Source organism: Rubrivivax gelatinosus (genome assembly GCF_004340905.1).
Classification (GTDB): Bacteria; Pseudomonadota; Gammaproteobacteria; order Burkholderiales; family Burkholderiaceae_C; genus Rubrivivax; species Rubrivivax gelatinosus.
This window is the reverse complement of record NZ_SLXD01000005.1, coordinates 297845-313294: the sequence shown is the minus strand read 5'-3', so window position 1 is coordinate 313294 and position 15450 is coordinate 297845. Positions and strand designations below refer to the sequence as shown.

The following is a 15450-nucleotide window of genomic DNA, read 5'->3' as shown; positions in this document are numbered from 1 at the left end:
AAGGGCCTCGTCGCTCGTCTCATAGTCGACGTCGCTCGCGCCGCGCCGAGAACTGGCAAGGTGATCAGGCAGGCTGACGAACATTTCTAATCAGGTCGGCCGTTACGCGCCGACCCCGGCCCAGGTGACGGTGGCCGCCGACAGCATCAACAACCCGACCAACGGTGCGAGCATCGTGCAGGTTCGCCACCGCTTCGCCGCGGCCGGCAACCGTGACACGAACACCGACAACAACACCTACGACCTGAGCGCCGGCCTGCGTGGCCGCGTGATGGACAAGGTGGACGTCGAGTTCGGCCTGCGTGAAACCGAGTCGCAGTACTACGAGCTGGGCCGCAACTACATCGTGCGTCCGCTGGCCGAGCAGTACATCAACTCCGGCAAGTACCTCCTCACCGACCCGTACAGCGCCGACGAAGAAGTCCTGAACTCGATCAAGGCGACGATCAACCGCGACGCCGTCACGAACACCAAGCAGGCCTTCGGTACGGCCCAGTTTGACCTGTTCAAGCTCGGCGGCGGCACCGCTGCGGCCCTGGTCGGCTTCGAGTACCGCAAGGAGGTCTTCTCCGACCAGTACGACTCGCTGCAGGAAGCCGGCGTGATCGAAGGCGCGGCGGGCAACTCGTCGGCCGGCGAGCGCAACGTCAAGGCGCTCTACGGTGAACTGGTGATGCCCGTCACCAAGACCTTCGAGACCTCGGTCGCGGCCCGCTACGAGCGCTACTCCGACTACGGCAGCGACTTCTCGCCGAAGATCGCCGCCAAGTGGAAGGTGCTGCCGAGCCTGTCGCTGCGCGGCTCGATCGCGCGTGGCTTCCGTGCCCCGTCGCTGTCGGTCCTGAACCAGAAGACCACCTTCTCGGCCGAGTCCGTCGACGATCTGCAGACCTGCCTGGCCTTCGGTGGCTCGGCCCAGTACTGCTCGGAGAATCTGGTCCAGGTCAACACCTACGACCAGGCCAACGCCGAACTCGACTCCGAGAAGTCCAAGCAGTGGAGCATGGGCCTGGTCTGGGACGCGACCCAGAACGTCAGCTTCAAGGCTGACTACTGGAGCATCGAGATCGAGGACGCCATCGGCCAGGTCGATGCGCAGGACATCATCGACCGCGACAACGGCGACGATCCGCGTCCGATCCCGGCGGGTCTGGGCATCGTGCGCAACCCCGACGGTTCGATCGAGTCGATCTTCACCGGCTGGGCCAACGAAGGCACGATCAAGACCCGCGGTGTCGACCTCGACCTGATGTGGAACGTCGGCATGGGCAGCGCCGGCAAGATGCGCATGGACTACCGCTATTCGCGTCTGCTGAGCCGCAAGGACGACGGTGACCAGTTCGCTGGCACCCTGGGCCTGCCGAAGCACCGTGCCACCCTGGCCCATGCCTGGACGAAGGGCCCGGTCACGGTGACCTGGAACGTGAACTTCATCGGCAAGAACGAGGACAACGCTGACGACCACGTCGGTGGCTACACGACGCACGACCTGCAACTCGACTGGGATACGCCGATCAAGGGCGGCACCTTCATCGTCGGTGCGGCGAACGCGTTCGACAAGGAGCCGACGCTCGTCGACTACGACGGCCGCAACTTCAACTTCTACCTGTACGACTCGTACGGCCGTACCTGGTACGCGCGCTACAAGCAGTCGTTCTGATCCGGGCAACCGGAACAGCCGAAAGGGGGCCGTGAGGCCCCCTTTTTTCGTTCCGGCCACCGGTGCCGACGTTGCCGGCGGCCGCAGCAGGGCCTGCTCAGCCCGGCAGCGTGGCGACCAGCGTCCAGCCCATCAGGTGCCCCGACTCGTGCAGCTCGGCCGTCCGGGCCGCCGGCGCGAGGCGTTGCGAGAGCGCGGCCACGCCGTCGGCGTCGAGTGCGCAGCGGCACAGGTCCTCGAGCCGGATCCGGCTGTCCATCAGGTGACGCCGCAGCCGGCCCAGCCCCTCGAGCGCCGCGCTGCTGCCCGAGCCACCGGCCAGCGCGAACAGCCGGGCCGCGGCATCGCGCACTTCGTACAGGACGTCGGGACAGATGGAAGCCTCGGCGCGCCGGCTCAGCGCCTGCTGGAGGCTGTTGAAGTGCTGGCGCTGCCGTTCGGCACTCGCGTCCTGCGCGAGCGCGGCACGTCCCTGGGGTGTCTGGGCGCGGTCGACGAGCGGGACGATGCGCGCGACCGAATCCAGCAAACCGTCTTCGGCGCCGAGCCAGTCGAGGTGCGTGATCTCGTCGTGTGCCAGGGCGACCGGGCGCGAGCCTGCGTGGTGCACGAGCAGGGCGATCCGCCCCGGTCTGCGCAGCACGCGCTGCAGTTCGGCCACGCTGCGCGCGAGGTCGGTGTACTCGAGGCCGTACTGGCTGGTCACGAGAGCGAAGCGGCCGTCGTCGAAGGGCAGGCTCTCGGCGGCGACACCACCGTGAAAGCGCAAACGCGCCGCCTGGGCCGCCGGCATCTCGGAGAGCCATCGCGGCGATGGGGTGGCGAGATCCACCGCGTCGCAGCCGATCGAGGCGTCGTCGCGGCACTCCAGCAGCAGGCGCCCGAGCGGCCCGTTGCCGCAGGCCAGGTCGAGGACACGCTCGCCGGGTTGCAGATGCATGAAGGTCTCGCGCCAGAAGCTGGCGATCGCGCCGCCGTAGTTGCCGTCGAAGCTGCCGGCGCAGGAGTGCAGCGCGCCGCTGGCCCAGTAGCCATCCCAGGCACGGCGGCGCTCTTGCGCGGTGTTCATATGCGTGCGTTCCTGCATGTCATCCAGCGCAGCGGGAGCCCGTCCGCCGCCACCGCTGCCGCGATAGCATGCGGACTCGCCGACCGACGTCAGCGGTCCCCTGGATGCAACTGCCCCCAACGATGATCAGATCCATTGTGCTCACCACCTTGCTCGCTCCCGCCGCCTTCTCGGCGCTGGCGCAGGACGATGCATTGTCGCGTTGCCGTGCGTTGACCGACGGCGCCGCGCGGCTGGCATGCTATGACGCCATCCCGCTCGCGCCGGCTGCCGCAGCGCAAGCAGGTCCGGCGCCGGCGGCGGCCGCGACGCCGGCCGCCCGGCCCGCCACCGGCGCGGCGCCGGCCGACTTCGGGCTGCCCAGGCGGGACAGGCCCACGGTGGCCGAAGCCGTGGAAAGCTCCATTCCCGGCCGTTTCGACGGCTGGGAGCCCAAGACCCGCTGGCGTCTGGCCAACGGGCAGCTCTGGGAAGTCACCGACGGCAGCCGGGCCGCGTATGCGCTGCAGGACCCGAAGGTCCGCATCCGCCGCGGTGTCGTCGGCAACTACCTGATGGAGATCGAGGGCGTGGCCCAGGTGCTCAAGGTGCGGCGCATCCAGTGAGAGACGGCGGCCCCTCGGGCCGCCACGTCACTTCGGCGCCAGCCGTATCGCCCCGTCCAGCCGGATCACCTCGCCGTTGAGCATGTCGTTCTCGACGATGTGCTGCACGAGCTTGGCGTAGTCCTCGGGCGTGCCGAGGCGGCTCGGGAAGGGCACGCCGGCGGCCAGCGCCTGCTGCACCTCGGCGGGCATGCCGAAGAGCATCGGCGTGCCGAAGATGCCCGGCGCGATCGTCATGTTGCGGATGCCGTTGCGCGCCAGGTCGCGTGCGATCGGCAGCGTCATGCCGACGATGCCGCCCTTGCTCGCGGCGTAGGCCGCCTGGCCGATCTGGCCGTCGTAGGCGGCGACGCTGGCGGTGCTGATCAGCACGCCGCGTTCGCCGGTCGCCTCGGGTTCGTTCTTCGCCATCGCCGCGGCGGCCAGGCGGATCATGTTGAACGAGCCGATCAGGTTCACCTGGATCGTCTTCGTGAACGTCGCCAGCGGGTGCGCGCCGTCCTTGCCGACGGTCTTCACCGCCGGCGCGATGCCGGCGCAGTTGACCAGCCCGGCCAGCTTGCCGGCCCCGACCGCGGCGTCGATCACCGCCTGTGCGTCGGCCTCCTGGCTGACGTCGCAGCGCACGAAGACGCCGCCGATCTCGCGTGCGACGGCTTCGCCGCGTTCGACCTGCAGGTCGGCGACGACGACCTTGGCGCCGTGGGCCGCCAGCCGGCGTGCCGTGCCTTCTCCGAGGCCCGACGCGCCGCCGGTGACGATGAACACCTTGCCCTGGATTTCCATCCGTTGTCTCCTTCGCCTCTGACGGGCGTGCGGGGGAAAGAAAGGGCCGGGGCGATCAGCTCTCGAGCGCCGCGAACGCGCGCCCGGTGATCTCCTCGACCGTGCCGGTGCCGCTGATGCGGCGGTAGCGGGGCGCCTGCGCGTCGCCGGTGGCGGCCCAGGCGGAGTAGTAGTCCACGAGCGGGCGCGTCTGCTTCTGGTAGACGTCCAGGCGCTTGCGCACCGTCTCTTCCTTGTCGTCCTCGCGCTGGATCAGCGGCTCGCCGGTCTCGTCGTCGATGCCCTCGACCTTCGGCGGATTGAACTTCACGTGATAGCTGCGGCCCGATGCCGCGTGCGTGCGGCGGCCGCTCATGCGTTCGATGATGGCCTCGTCGGGCACGTCGATCTCGAGCACGACGTCGAGCCTGACGCCCGCGGCCTTCATCGCGTCGGCCTGCGGGATCGTGCGCGGGAAACCGTCGAACAGGAAGCCGCCGGCGCAGTCGCTCTGGGCGAGGCGTTCCTTGACCAGGCCGATGATGAGGTCGTCGCTGACCAGGCCGCCGGCGTCCATCACCTTCTTGGCCGCCACGCCGAGCTCGGTGCCGGCCTTGACGGCGGCGCGCAGCATGTCGCCGGTGGAAATCTGCGGGATGCCGTACTTGCGGCAGATCTGGGCCGCCTGCGTGCCCTTGCCGGCGCCAGGCGCCCCCAACAGGATCAGTCTCATCGCTTCCTCGAGCTTTGTGGTGATGCTTGCTGCGGCCGGCGCTGCCGGGCGCGATTGAAGGGAGCGTAACACGCGCACTCCCGCGCCAGCCTGACGCCAGCGCGACCCCGGCAGACGCTCAGGCGAAGAGTGCGCGCACGCGTTCCAGGTCTTCGGGCGTGTCGACGCCGACGCCCGGCGCCTGTCCGGCGACGTGCACCGCGATGCGTTCTCCGTGCCACAGCACGCGCAGCTGTTCGAGCGACTCCAGGCGTTCCAGCGGCGCCGGTTCCAGCGTCGGGAAGCGGCGCAGGAAGCCCGCACGGTAGCCGTACAGGCCGACGTGGCGCAGCGGCGCGGGCTCGGGCAAGACGCCCGGCGTGCCGTCGCGCCAGCAGGGAATCGGCGCGCGGCTGAAATAGAGCGCACGGCCCGCGGCATCGAGCACGACCTTGACGACGTTGCGGTTGGCGAAGTCCTCGGCCGCGTCGATGCGGTGCGCCGCGGTGCTCATCACGCAGTCCGGGCGCTCGTCGAGCAGCAGGGCGCAGCGGCGCACCAGGGCCGGGTCGATCAGGGGCTCGTCGCCCTGGACATTGACGACGCGCTCCGTGTCGCCGAGGCCGAGCAGCGTGCAGGCCTCGGCCAGGCGGTCGCTGCCGCTCGGGTGGTCGGCGCGCGTCAGCACCGCCTCGACGCCGTGCGCCGCGCAGGCGGCGGCGATGCTCGCGTCGTCGCAGGCGACGACGACGCGCGAGGCGCCGGATTGCGTCACGCGCCGGGCCACGCGCACGACCATCGGCAGCCCGCCGATGTCGGCCAGCGGCTTGTGCGGCAGGCGCGTCGAATGCAGCCGTGCCGGAATCAGGACCGTGAAGCTCACGGTGCCGGCGGCAGGTCCAGGCTGCGGGCCTCGGTCTCCAGCATCACCGGGATGCCGTCGCGGATCGGAAAGGCGAGGCGGTCGGCGTTGCAGACGAGATCGGTCGGCCGCTGCAGATCGTCGCGCGACAGTTCCAGCGGGCCCTTGCAGACGGGGCAGACGAGCAGTTCGATCAGACGGTGGTCGAGCGTCATCGGGTTCGCGGCGGCGCCAGAAGGCGCAGCACGTCCTGAACGAGTGAATCGGGAAGCGTGAAGTCTAGCCCGACGACCCAGACGCGCGTCCCGCCCAGCGCACGGCCGGCAAGCTTGACGGCGTCCTTCTCCGTGACCAGCACCTGCGGCGTGCCGGCGGGCCAGGGCAGGGTGGCGAAGTCGTGGTGGTCGGGCAGCGGCAGGCGGTCGACTTCCAGCCCGGCGGCCTCCAGCATCGTGAAGAAGCGCTCGGGCGAAGCGATGCCCGCGAGTGCCAGGAACGGCCGGCCGTGCAGCGTCTCGAGCGCGACGCCGTCGGTCGGGCGGCCGGCGGCCCAGTCCTCCAGCGCCACGGCCGGGCCCAGCGTGCGCAGCGCGCAGGCGCCGGGCAGCGCCGTCGTCGGTGCCGGCGCGTTGTAGAGCACGAAGCGGCCGGGCGCGAGCTGCGCCGGCAGCGGCTCGCGCAGCGGGCCCGCCGGCAGCAGCCGGCCGTTGCCGACGCCGCGATCGTCGAAGACGACGATCTCGGCGTCGCGCGCCAGGCGGCGGTGCTGCAGGCCGTCGTCGGAGACGAGCACGTCGACCTCCGGGTGGGCGGCGCACAGGGCGCGGGCGGCGGCAAGGCGGTCGCGGCCGACCCAGACCGGCACCGCGGTGCGGCGGCGGATCAGCAGCGGCTCGTCGCCGACCTCGGCCGGCGACGCGTCGGGCTCGACCGGGCACACGCCGTCGCCGTCGCGGCCGAAGCCGCGCGAGATCACGCCCGGCGTGTAGCCGGCGGCCTGCAGCGCCCGGACGAGCGCGATGACGGTCGGCGTCTTGCCGGCGCCACCGACGATCAGGTTGCCGACGACGACCACCGGAACCGGCGCACGCCGCGGTTCGACGTCCGCGGCGCGGCGCGACAGGCCGGCGTAGAGCGACTCGAGGGGCGCCAGCGTCGCGGCCAGCGCCGTGCGCCGCGGCTGCCACCAGTGGCGCAGCAGCAGCGCCTCGAGCCGCGCGGCGAGCGACATCAGCGCGCGCCGTTCGGCGTCTGCGAAGCGAAGGTCAGGCGCGCGAGCCCGGCGCGGCGCGCCGCGTCGAGCACGTTGATCACCGACTGGTGTGCGGCCGTGGCGTCGGCGGAGATGATCACGACCACGTCCTGGCGACCTTTGGCAGCGTCGGTCAGGGCGGCGACGAGCTGGTCGACGTCACGGCCATCGACCGGCTTGCGGTCGATGGCGTAGCGGCCGTCGGCGGCGACGGCGACGACGATCTCGGCCGGGCGCTCGCGCAGCTTCTCGGCGTCGGCGGCCGGCAGGTTGATCTGCAGCTCGGTGAAACGCGAGTAGGTCGTCGACAGCATCAGGAAGATGAGCACGACGAGCAGCACGTCGATGAACGGGATCAGGTTGATCTCCGGTTCCTCGGGGCGGCGGCGGCTGAAGCGCATCGGGATCTGCCGTCGCTCAGGCCGCGCGCACGACGAAGCGCATCAGGTGCGGCACCAGGCGCTCGGCGGCGAGCTCCATCGTCAGCTGGAAGGCGTCGACGCGGCCGCGGAAGTAGCGGTAGAACATCAGCGAGGGGATCGCGATGATCAAGCCGAAGGCGGTGTTGTAGAGCGCCACCGAGATGCCGTGGGCCAGCATCTGCGGGTTGGACGCGCCGGTGGGCGCCTGAGACCCGAAGATCTCGATCATGCCGACGACGGTGCCGAACAGGCCCAGCAGCGGCGCGGCGGCGGCGATCGTGCCCAGCGTGTTCAGATAGCGCTCGGTCGTGTGCACCGCGGTGCGGCCGGCGTTCTCCATCGCCTGGCGCAGCGCCGGCTCGGTGATGCGGGCATCGGCCGCCACCGCCTGCAGGCCGGCGGCCAGCACGCCGCCGAGCAGCGAGTTTTCAGCCAGCTTGGTGACGACGTCGGGTGCGGGCAGGCTGTTGCGCGACACGCCGATGACTTCGTCGAGCAGCGTCGGCGGCGCGATCAGCGGCGCACGCAGGTGATAAAGCCGCTCCAGGATCAGCGCCAGCGCCACGACCGAGCACAGGATCAGGGGCCAGATCGGCCAACCGGCCGCTTGTATGATCGACAGCAAGGGGATCTTCGAGGTGTGCGGCAGGCCCGCCGCGGCCGGCGGATTATGTCCCAAGGGGCGCCGTGAGCCGGCCTCCTGACGCAAGGCCAGGGCCGCCTTTCACGTATCCACGGCATTTGTGGATAACTTTGTGGAGAAGGCGCCGACAGTCGCGCCAAACCCGCGCCAGGATTGGCCCGGGCCTGGATTGCTCGAATTTTCAGCAAACTTTTCTTCTTGAAAATCAAGCACTTGCGAGATCGATCCCGGCGCCTGACGTGGTATACGCGCACGCTGGGCCGGAGGCCGCGATCTGTGGAGTTCCACGGTGCCGGAGGGTCGGATGGCGGGGCTTGATGCCGCATCCGGTGTGGCGTTGCCGCGCCAGGCCTGGAGTGTCGCGGCGCTGCTGCTGGCCACCGGAGATGCGCTCGCCGCACGTTTCGGTGCGGTCGCCGTGCGCGGCGAAATCTCGGGTTTCACGCGTGCCGCCAGCGGCCACTGCTATTTCTCCCTGAAGGATCACGACGGACAGCCGGCGCTCCTGCGGTGCGCGATGTTCCGCCGTGCCGCGGCGCTGATGGACTTCGTGCCGCGCGACGGCCTGCAGGTCGAGTTGCGCGGCCGGCTCGGCGTGTACGACGCGCGTGGTGAGCTGCAACTGGTCGTCGAGTCGCTGCAGCGCCTGGGTGCCGGCACCTTGTACGAGGAGTTCCTGCGGCTGAAGGCCAGGCTGGAGGCCGCGGGGCTGTTCGACGCTGCGCGCAAGCGGCCCATCGCTCCGCACCCGCAGGTGGTCGGCGTCGTCACCTCTGCGGGCGCGGCGGCACTTCGCGACGTGCTGACGGCACTCGCGCGGCGCGCGCCCCAGGTGCAGGTCGTCGTCTACCCGACGCCGGTGCAAGGCGGCGAGGCGCCGGCAGCGATCGCCGCGGCGCTGCGCACGGCCGCGGAGCGCGCCGAGGCCCAGACGCTGCTGCTGGTGCGCGGCGGCGGTTCGCTGGAAGACCTGTGGGCCTTCAACGACGAACGTGTCGTGCGTGCGGTCGCCGCCTCGCCGATCCCGGTCGTCTGCGGCGTCGGTCACGAGACCGACGTCACGCTGGCCGACCTGGCGGCCGACCTGCGGGCGCCGACGCCCACCGCCGCGGCCGAGCTGGCGGCGCCGGCGCGCACCGACCTGCTGGAGGCGCTGGACTCGCGTGCGAATGCGCTGCGGCGCGCGTTGCGGCGCCAGCTCGACCGTCATGCCCAGCGCCTGGACACCGCGGCGCTGCGCCTCGGGCGGCCGGCGGCCGGGACGGCGCAGCAGCGCCAGCGGCTGGCGGCGTTGGAGCTGCGCCTTCAGCAGGCGCTCGCGCCGCAGCTATCGCAACGCGCCCAGCGTTCGATGGCCCTGGGGCTGCGCCTGCGTGCCGCGATGTCTTCTCGGCTGGAACGCCTGCGTTCGGGGCTCGAGCTCGGGGGTCAGCGCCTCGCGGCCCTGGATCCCGCGCGCGTGCTGCAGCGCGGCTATGCCTGGATCGAGACGCCTGCGGGCCGGCCGGTTCTGCAGGCCGCGGGCCTGCGCCCGGGCGATGACCTGCGCGCGGTATGGGCCGATGGGGCGGCATCCATACGCGTCTTCGGGGTCGGGCGGAAGGGGCCTGCATCAAACCTGGGCGATGCCTACAATCCTTCTCAACTTTCATCCACCCACAGGAACGATTCCATGGAACGCACGCTGCCTCCCCTGCCGTACGCCCTCGACGCCCTTGCGCCGCACTACAGCCGCGAGACGCTGGAGTACCACCATGGCAAGCACCACAACGCGTACGTCGTGAATCTCAACAACCTCCAGAAGGGCACGGAGTTCGAAGGTCTCGAGCTCGAGGAGGTGGTGCGCAAGTCGTCCGGCGGCATCTACAACAATGCCGCTCAGATCTGGAACCACACCTTCTTCTGGAGCTGCATGAAGCCCGAGGGTGGTGGCGAGCCGTCCGGTGCGCTGGCTGCGGCGATCGCCACGAAGTGGGGTTCCTACGCGGCCTTCAAGGAAGCCTTCGTGAAGTCGGCGGTCGGCAACTTCGGGTCGGGCTGGACCTGGCTGGTCAAGAAGGCCGACGGCTCGCTCGACATCGTCAACATGGGGGCTGCCGGCACGCCGCTGACCACCGGCGACACGCCGCTGCTGACGGTCGACGTCTGGGAGCATGCCTACTACATCGACTACCGCAACCTGCGCCCGAAGTTCGTCGAGACCTTCCTCGACAAGCTCGTGAACTGGTCGTTTGCCGAGGCGAACTACGCAGCCTGATCGCGCGTGATCACGCCCTGATCGGGCGTTCTTGAGAACCGACCGCAAGCCCAACCGGCTCGGTCGGTTTTTTGTTTGAGTAAATCAGTGCGGCTCAGTTGCCAAAAGGCACACCGCGGAGCTTGAAGCCGGCTCCAATGCCACGTTTGGCGAACCAGCCCTGACGCATCTCAAGAGCGAAGCGCACGGGCTTGGCAGAACAGTGCGATTCGTCGCTTTGGGGCCGCATCTCGGCGGTGTTGACGACCGTGCCGTCGTCGGCGACGAAGGCGATCGACAGCGGCAGCAAGGTGTTGCGCATCCAGAAGCAGCGCACGCCTGCCTCGCGGTTGAAGAACAGCATGCCTTCGTTCTCGCCCATCTCGCGCCTGAACATCATCCCGGTGGCTTGCTGTTCGGGTGTCTGTGCGACCTCGGCCTGGATCACGTACATGCCCGCTGTCAGGGCAACGGTCGGCAACCTGGGCTGTGGCACCCCCTGAGCGCGGGCTGTGGGTAGCGCAAAAGAGACAAGGAGCGCAAGTACTCCGGTCAAACGCGTATAGCTATAAACTTTGATATAGGTCGTCATGTTCGAGGCAGGAAGCGAAACTACATATCCAGGCGGTGATGCGCATCGCGCCCGTTCTTCAGCTTCCATGAGTCTCTCCGGCATCGCCCCCCTCCAGCAAGCGGCACCTTCATTGGCCGCTGTCGACGACCCCTTGGAGCTCGCGCGCTTCACCCGCTGGGTCCAGGAAGGCGACGGCGTGCGGCTTGGCGAGTCGGCGCTGCAGATCTCCGGCATGTACTGCGCGGCCTGCACCGGCATCCTGGAGAACGCGCTCGGCGCGGTCGACGGTGTGCGCGAGGCGCGTGTCAGCGCCGCCGCGCAGCGTGCCACGGTGCGCTGGGATCCTGCCCGGACGAAGCCGTCCGAACTGATCGACGCGATCCGTCGCGCGGGCTACGACGCCGTGCCGGACGCGGCGGCCCCGGCGCGCGAGATGCGCCGTGCCGAACATCGGGCCGCGCTGTGGCGCCTGTTCGTCGCCAGCTTCTGCGCGATGCAGGTCATGATGTTCGCCACGCCGAGCTACGTCGCCGGCCCGGGCGAGCTGTCGATGGAAATGCGCCAGCTGCTCAACTGGGGCTGCTGGGTCCTGTCCATCCCGGTCGTGCTGTTCTCGGCCGGTCCTTTTTTCAGGGGTGCCTGGCGCGGGTTGCGGACGGGGCGCATCGGCATGGACGTGCCGGTGTGCATCGGGGTGGCCGTGACCTTCGTCGCGAGCACCGGGGCGACCTTCGATCCCGCTGGCGTGTTCGGCCACGAGGTCTACTTCGACTCGCTGACGATGTTCGTCAGTTTCCTGCTGGCCGGCCGCTATCTCGAACTGCGGGCTCGGCACCGTGCTGCGGGCGTGCTCGAAGGTGCGCTCGCGCGCCTGCCCGAGACTGCTCAGCGGCTGGGCGCCGACGGCAGCGTCACCGAGGTCAGCGTGCAACGCCTGGTGGCGGGCGACCACGTGCGTGTCGCCCTGGGGCAGGCCTTCCCGGCCGATGGTGTGCTGGTCGACGGCTCGACGCAGGCCGACGAGTCGCTGCTCACCGGCGAGTCGGTCGCCGTCGAGAAACCCTGTGGTGCAGCCGTGGTGGCGGCCAGCGTCAATCTCGGCGCTCCGGTGACGATGCGGGTCGAGCGTGCCGGTGCCGACACGCGTTACGAGGCGATCGTCTCGATGATGCGCGACGCGATGTCGCAGCGTCCGGCGCTGGCGCGCGTGGCCGATCGCTGGGCTGTTCCATTTCTTTGGGCGGTTCTGGTGCTGGCCGCCGGCTCCGCGGCGGTCTGGAGTGTCGTCGACCCATCCCGGGCGATCTGGGTCGCGGTGTCGGTCCTGATCGTGACATGCCCTTGCGCACTGTCGCTGGCAGCGCCCGCGACGATGATCGCCGCGGCTGCGGGGCTGGCCCGCCGCGGCGTGCTCGTTCAGCGCCTGGATGCTCTCGAGGATCTGGCGCGCACGGGCCACCTTTTCATCGACAAGACGGGCACTCTCACCGAGGACCGGCCCGTGCTTGCCACGACGCTCGTCTTCGACGAGGGTGTCGACGCTCTAGGGCATGCGGCGTCGCTCGCGGCCTGGTCGCGGCACCCGCTGTCGCAGGCGCTGGCGGCGTCGCTTCCTGCCTCGGGCCGCGCCTGGTCGTCCGTCGACGAAGTCGCCGGCGCAGGTTTGCGTGCCAGCGACGAGGACGGTGTCGAGTGGCGGCTGGGCGGTGCCGTATTTGCCGGTGCCGCCGAACGCGAGGACGTCCAGGTGTGGTTGTCGCGTGCCGGTCGGCCTGTCGCTGGCTTCGGATTCGACGAGTTCCTGCGCGCCGGCGCCGAGGAAGCGCTGCGTGAGTTGCGGGCCGATGGCGTGCGCGTGACGCTGCTGTCCGGTGATGCGCCCGCACGTGCGGCACGACTCGCAGGACGCCTCGGCCTCGATTCCTTCGTCGGCGGCGCGCGTCCGGAAGACAAGCTGGCGGCCGTGGCCGCCGCGCAGCACGCCGGCGAACGCGTCACGATGGTTGGCGACGGCGTCAACGACGCGCCGGTGCTGGCGCGCGCCGACGTCTCCCTGGCGATGGGGCAGGGCGCGCTCGTCGCCCGTGCGCAGGCCGACGCGGTGCTGGTGTCGAACAGGCCGCTGGACATCGTCGCGGCGCGGCGCACGGCCGCGCGGGCGATGCGCATCGTGCGGCAGAACATGATCTGGGCAGCGGCCTACAACGCCGCCTGCATCCCGCTGGCCTTGATCGGCTGGCTGCCGCCATGGGCCGCGGGCTTGGGCATGGCGGGAAGTTCGCTCTTCGTGGTGCTCAACGCGCTGCGTGCGGGGCGCTGAGAGACGTCGAATGGACATCCTGTACCTGCTCATCCCGCTGTCGGCGGTGCTGGTGCTGATCATCCTCGGCGTCTTCGGCTGGGCCTTGCACCGTGGCCAGTTCGAGGATCTCGAACACGAGGGCGAGCGTATTCTCCGGGACGACGATGGTGTGGTTGACAGCCATCAAGCCCTATCCCAGATCAAGCCCGAACAATCGTCAACTTTGCTTCCTGAACGACGCGAGGAGAAGCCGTATGGCTCATGAATCGTCACCGGCGACCCCGGTGTACTACGACACCCCGGTGAGGTACTTCTCCGTGGTGGCGGTGCTGTGGGGGATCGTCGGCATGCTGGTGGGGGTGATCATCGCCGCCCAGCTGGCGTGGCCGGACCTCAACTTCGGCATTCCCTACATCAGCTACGGCCGTCTCCGCCCGCTGCACACCAATGCCGTCATCTTCGCTTTCGGCGGCTCGGCGCTGTTCGCCACGTCCTACCACGTCGTTCAGCGAACCTGCCAGGCTTCGCTGTTTCTGCCCAAGCTGGCGATGTTCACGTTCTGGGGCTGGCAGGTGGTGATCCTGCTGGCGGCGATCTCGCTGCCGCTCGGTTTCACCTCCGGCAAGGAGTACGCCGAACTCGAGTGGCCGATCGACATCCTGATCGCCGTCGTGTGGGTGTCCTATGCGATCGTGTTCTTCGGCACCATCGGCAAGCGCACCGTGCGCCACATCTACGTGGCGAACTGGTTCTTCGGCGCGTTCATCATCGCCGTGGCGCTGCTGCACATCGTCAACAGCGCCGAGATCCCGGTCACGCTGACGAAGAGCTACTCGGTCTACGCGGGCGTTCAGGACGCGATGGTCCAATGGTGGTACGGCCATAACGCGGTGGGCTTCTTCCTCACCGCCGGTTTCCTCGGGATGATGTACTACTACATCCCGAAGCAGGCCGGCCGCCCGGTCTACAGCTATCGGCTGTCGATCGTGCACTTCTGGGCGCTGATCTTCACGTACATGTGGGCGGGCCCGCACCACCTGCACTACACCGCGCTGCCCGACTGGACCCAGTCGATCGGCATGATCTTCTCGCTGGTGCTGCTGGCACCGAGCTGGGGCGGCATGATCAACGGCATCATGACGCTGTCGGGTGCCTGGCATAAGCTGCGCGACGACCCGATCCTGAAGTTCCTGATCGTCTCGCTGTCGTTCTATGGCATGTCGACCTTCGAGGGGCCGATGATGTCGATCAAGACCGTCAACGCGCTGTCCCACTACACGGACTGGACGGTCGGCCACGTGCACAGCGGTGCGCTCGGCTGGGTCGGTCTGATCTCGATGGGCTCGCTGTACCACCTCATCCCGCGCATGTTCGGGCGTCAGACGATGTACAGCACGCGGGCGATCGAGCTGCACTTCTGGATCGCCACCATCGGCATCGTGCTCTACATCGCTGCGATGTGGATTGCCGGCGTGATGCAGGGCCTGATGTGGCGCGCCGTCAACCCCGACGGCACGCTGGTCTACAGCTTTGTCGAGAGCGTGAAGGCCACCTACCCGTTCTACGTGATCCGCCTGGGCGGAGGTCTGCTGTACCTGACCGGCATGGTCATCATGGCCTGGAACACCGTCATGACGATCAAGAGCGGCAAGGTCGTCCCGGCGCCGATCCCGATGGTCCCGGCCCACGCCTGACCGCCCGAACCCTAGGAGATACAAGACCATGGCAAAAAACCATGCTGTCGGCGGTCACGAGAAGATCGAGACCAGCAACTTCCTGATGATCGTGCTGATCCTGCTGACGGTGGCCGTCGGCGGGCTCGTCGAGATCGTCCCGCTGTTCTTTCAGCGTTCCACGACCCAGCCGCTGGAAGGCGTGAAGCCGTACACGGCGCTGCAGCTGGCGGGCCGCGACATCTACCAGCGCGAGGGCTGCTACGGCTGCCATTCGCAGATGGTGCGTCCGTTCCGCTCGGAGACGCTGCGCTACGGCCACTACTCGATGGCCGGCGAGTTCGTCTACGACCATCCGTTCCAGTGGGGCAGCAAGCGCACCGGCCCCGACCTGCACCGTGTCGGCGGTCGTTACAGCGACGAGTGGCATCGCATCCACCTGAACAATCCGCGTGACCTGGTGCCCGAGTCCAACATGCCGGCGTACCCCTGGCTCGCCCGCAACGCGGTCGACGCCGAAGGCCTCGCGCCGCGCATGAAGGCGCTGCGCACGATCGGCGTGCCCTACAGCGACGAAGAGATCTCCAAGTCGGCCGAGGACGTCAAGGGCAAGAGCGAGCTCGACGCCGTCGTGGCGTACCTGCAGGTGCTGGGCACGGCGGTCAAGTGACGCCT

16 protein-coding genes and 1 pseudogene are annotated in these 15450 nt (G+C 69.2%); 8 read left to right on the top strand and 9 right to left on the bottom strand.

Features of this window, described 5'->3' with window-relative positions; genetic code table 11:
* Nucleotides 1–130: 130 nt before the first annotated feature.
* Nucleotides 131–1660, top strand: a complete 1530-nt coding sequence (locus tag EV684_RS10355; protein ID WP_165908454.1) for a TonB-dependent receptor domain-containing protein — start codon at nucleotides 131–133, stop codon at nucleotides 1658–1660.
* 97 nt (nucleotides 1661–1757) lie between these two features.
* Here EV684_RS10355 and EV684_RS10350 read toward each other — a convergent pair whose 3' ends face one another.
* On the bottom strand, nucleotides 1758–2729 hold the full coding sequence (locus EV684_RS10350; RefSeq protein WP_165908453.1) for a class I SAM-dependent methyltransferase: 972 nt from the start codon (nucleotides 2727–2729) through the stop codon (nucleotides 1758–1760).
* 104 nt (nucleotides 2730–2833) lie between these two features.
* Between EV684_RS10350 and EV684_RS10345 the strand changes: the two genes are divergently transcribed.
* Nucleotides 2834–3334 carry a hypothetical protein gene (locus EV684_RS10345; RefSeq protein ID WP_207184540.1) on the top strand — a complete coding sequence of 167 codons (501 nt, stop codon included), beginning with the start codon at nucleotides 2834–2836 and terminating at the stop codon, nucleotides 3332–3334.
* Nucleotides 3335–3361: 27 nt separating this feature from the next.
* Here EV684_RS10345 and EV684_RS10340 read toward each other — a convergent pair whose 3' ends face one another.
* From EV684_RS10340 to EV684_RS10310, 7 genes are all read right to left on the bottom strand, one after another.
* Nucleotides 3362–4120, bottom strand: coding sequence for a 3-hydroxyacyl-CoA dehydrogenase (locus tag EV684_RS10340; protein ID WP_132646850.1), 759 nt, complete (start codon nucleotides 4118–4120; stop codon nucleotides 3362–3364).
* 55 nt (nucleotides 4121–4175) lie between these two features.
* Nucleotides 4176–4832 carry an adenylate kinase gene (gene adk, locus EV684_RS10335; RefSeq protein ID WP_132646848.1) on the bottom strand — a complete coding sequence of 219 codons (657 nt, stop codon included), beginning with the start codon at nucleotides 4830–4832 and terminating at the stop codon, nucleotides 4176–4178.
* A 118-nt stretch (nucleotides 4833–4950) separates the two neighbouring features.
* Nucleotides 4951–5694 (bottom strand): 3-deoxy-manno-octulosonate cytidylyltransferase, encoded by a 744-nt coding sequence (gene kdsB / locus EV684_RS10330; RefSeq protein ID WP_132646846.1) that lies wholly within the window; start codon nucleotides 5692–5694, stop codon nucleotides 4951–4953.
* The gene (locus tag EV684_RS10325) at nucleotides 5691–5888 is read right to left on the bottom strand and encodes a Trm112 family protein (RefSeq protein ID WP_132646844.1); all 198 of its coding nucleotides are present in this window, start codon (nucleotides 5886–5888) and stop codon (nucleotides 5691–5693) included. Before EV684_RS10325 ends, kdsB begins: the two co-directional genes overlap by 4 nt.
* On the bottom strand, nucleotides 5885–6904 hold the full coding sequence (gene lpxK, locus EV684_RS10320) for a tetraacyldisaccharide 4'-kinase (RefSeq protein WP_132646842.1): 1020 nt from the start codon (nucleotides 6902–6904) through the stop codon (nucleotides 5885–5887). The genes EV684_RS10325 and lpxK overlap by 4 nt, the downstream gene beginning before the upstream one ends.
* Nucleotides 6904–7326, bottom strand: a complete 423-nt coding sequence (locus EV684_RS10315; RefSeq protein ID WP_132646840.1) for an ExbD/TolR family protein — start codon at nucleotides 7324–7326, stop codon at nucleotides 6904–6906. Before EV684_RS10315 ends, lpxK begins: the two co-directional genes overlap by 1 nt.
* Before the next feature lie 16 nt (nucleotides 7327–7342).
* A complete protein-coding gene (locus tag EV684_RS10310; RefSeq protein WP_132646838.1) occupies nucleotides 7343–7972 on the bottom strand; it encodes a MotA/TolQ/ExbB proton channel family protein in 630 nt (209 codons plus the stop codon).
* 322 nt (nucleotides 7973–8294) lie between these two features.
* Here EV684_RS10310 and xseA point away from each other — a divergent pair.
* Both xseA and EV684_RS24340 read left to right on the top strand, forming a co-directional pair.
* Nucleotides 8295–9575 (top strand): annotated as a pseudogene (gene xseA, locus EV684_RS24345) (exodeoxyribonuclease VII large subunit); the annotation flags it as partial.
* Between the two features lie 87 nt (nucleotides 9576–9662).
* Nucleotides 9663–10247, top strand: a complete 585-nt coding sequence (locus EV684_RS24340) for a superoxide dismutase (protein WP_242478619.1) — start codon at nucleotides 9663–9665, stop codon at nucleotides 10245–10247.
* A 94-nt stretch (nucleotides 10248–10341) separates the two neighbouring features.
* Here EV684_RS24340 and EV684_RS10300 read toward each other — a convergent pair whose 3' ends face one another.
* A complete protein-coding gene (locus tag EV684_RS10300; RefSeq protein ID WP_165908452.1) occupies nucleotides 10342–10818 on the bottom strand; it encodes a DUF192 domain-containing protein in 477 nt (158 codons plus the stop codon).
* Here EV684_RS10300 and EV684_RS10295 point away from each other — a divergent pair.
* Genes EV684_RS10295 through ccoO form a run of 4 tightly spaced genes read left to right on the top strand, consistent with a single transcriptional unit; the run spans nucleotide 10817 to nucleotide 15445 of the window.
* Complete coding sequence (locus EV684_RS10295) at nucleotides 10817–13120, top strand: heavy metal translocating P-type ATPase (RefSeq protein ID WP_132646832.1); 2304 nt, start codon at nucleotides 10817–10819, stop codon at nucleotides 13118–13120. The genes EV684_RS10300 and EV684_RS10295 overlap by 2 nt on opposite strands.
* Nucleotides 13121–13130: 10 nt before the next feature.
* Nucleotides 13131–13367 (top strand): cbb3-type cytochrome oxidase assembly protein CcoS, encoded by a 237-nt coding sequence (gene ccoS / locus EV684_RS10290; RefSeq protein WP_132646830.1) that lies wholly within the window; start codon nucleotides 13131–13133, stop codon nucleotides 13365–13367.
* Nucleotides 13357–14796, top strand: coding sequence for a cytochrome-c oxidase, cbb3-type subunit I (ccoN, locus tag EV684_RS10285; RefSeq protein WP_132646828.1), 1440 nt, complete (start codon nucleotides 13357–13359; stop codon nucleotides 14794–14796). The genes ccoS and ccoN overlap by 11 nt, the downstream gene beginning before the upstream one ends.
* 28 nt (nucleotides 14797–14824) lie before the next feature.
* Nucleotides 14825–15445, top strand: a complete 621-nt coding sequence (gene ccoO / locus EV684_RS10280) for a cytochrome-c oxidase, cbb3-type subunit II (RefSeq protein ID WP_132646826.1) — start codon at nucleotides 14825–14827, stop codon at nucleotides 15443–15445.
* The last annotated feature ends 5 nt before the right edge of the window (nucleotides 15446–15450 follow it).

What these genes read in the sequence shown, in the direction of transcription:
- adk (WP_132646848.1), bottom strand. Translation starts at nt 4,832, where the DNA reads ATGAGACTGATCCTGTTGGGGGCGCCTGGCGCCGGCAAGGGCACGCAG.
- lpxK (WP_132646842.1), bottom strand. Translation starts at nt 6,904, where the DNA reads ATGTCGCTCGCCGCGCGGCTCGAGGCGCTGCTGCTGCGCCACTGGTGG.
- EV684_RS10350 (WP_165908453.1), bottom strand. Translation starts at nt 2,729, where the DNA reads ATGAACACCGCGCAAGAGCGCCGCCGTGCCTGGGATGGCTACTGGGCC.
- ccoO (WP_132646826.1), top strand. Translation starts at nt 14,825, where the DNA reads ATGGCAAAAAACCATGCTGTCGGCGGTCACGAGAAGATCGAGACCAGC.
- EV684_RS10345 (WP_207184540.1), top strand. Translation starts at nt 2,834, where the DNA reads ATGCAACTGCCCCCAACGATGATCAGATCCATTGTGCTCACCACCTTG.
- ccoS (WP_132646830.1), top strand. Translation starts at nt 13,131, where the DNA reads ATGGACATCCTGTACCTGCTCATCCCGCTGTCGGCGGTGCTGGTGCTG.
- EV684_RS24340 (WP_242478619.1), top strand. Translation starts at nt 9,663, where the DNA reads ATGGAACGCACGCTGCCTCCCCTGCCGTACGCCCTCGACGCCCTTGCG.
- ccoN (WP_132646828.1), top strand. Translation starts at nt 13,357, where the DNA reads ATGGCTCATGAATCGTCACCGGCGACCCCGGTGTACTACGACACCCCG.
- EV684_RS10295 (WP_132646832.1), top strand. Translation starts at nt 10,817, where the DNA reads ATGTTCGAGGCAGGAAGCGAAACTACATATCCAGGCGGTGATGCGCAT.
- EV684_RS10315 (WP_132646840.1), bottom strand. Translation starts at nt 7,326, where the DNA reads ATGCGCTTCAGCCGCCGCCGCCCCGAGGAACCGGAGATCAACCTGATC.
- EV684_RS10340 (WP_132646850.1), bottom strand. Translation starts at nt 4,120, where the DNA reads ATGGAAATCCAGGGCAAGGTGTTCATCGTCACCGGCGGCGCGTCGGGC.
- EV684_RS10325 (WP_132646844.1), bottom strand. Translation starts at nt 5,888, where the DNA reads ATGACGCTCGACCACCGTCTGATCGAACTGCTCGTCTGCCCCGTCTGC.
- EV684_RS10300 (WP_165908452.1), bottom strand. Translation starts at nt 10,818, where the DNA reads ATGACGACCTATATCAAAGTTTATAGCTATACGCGTTTGACCGGAGTA.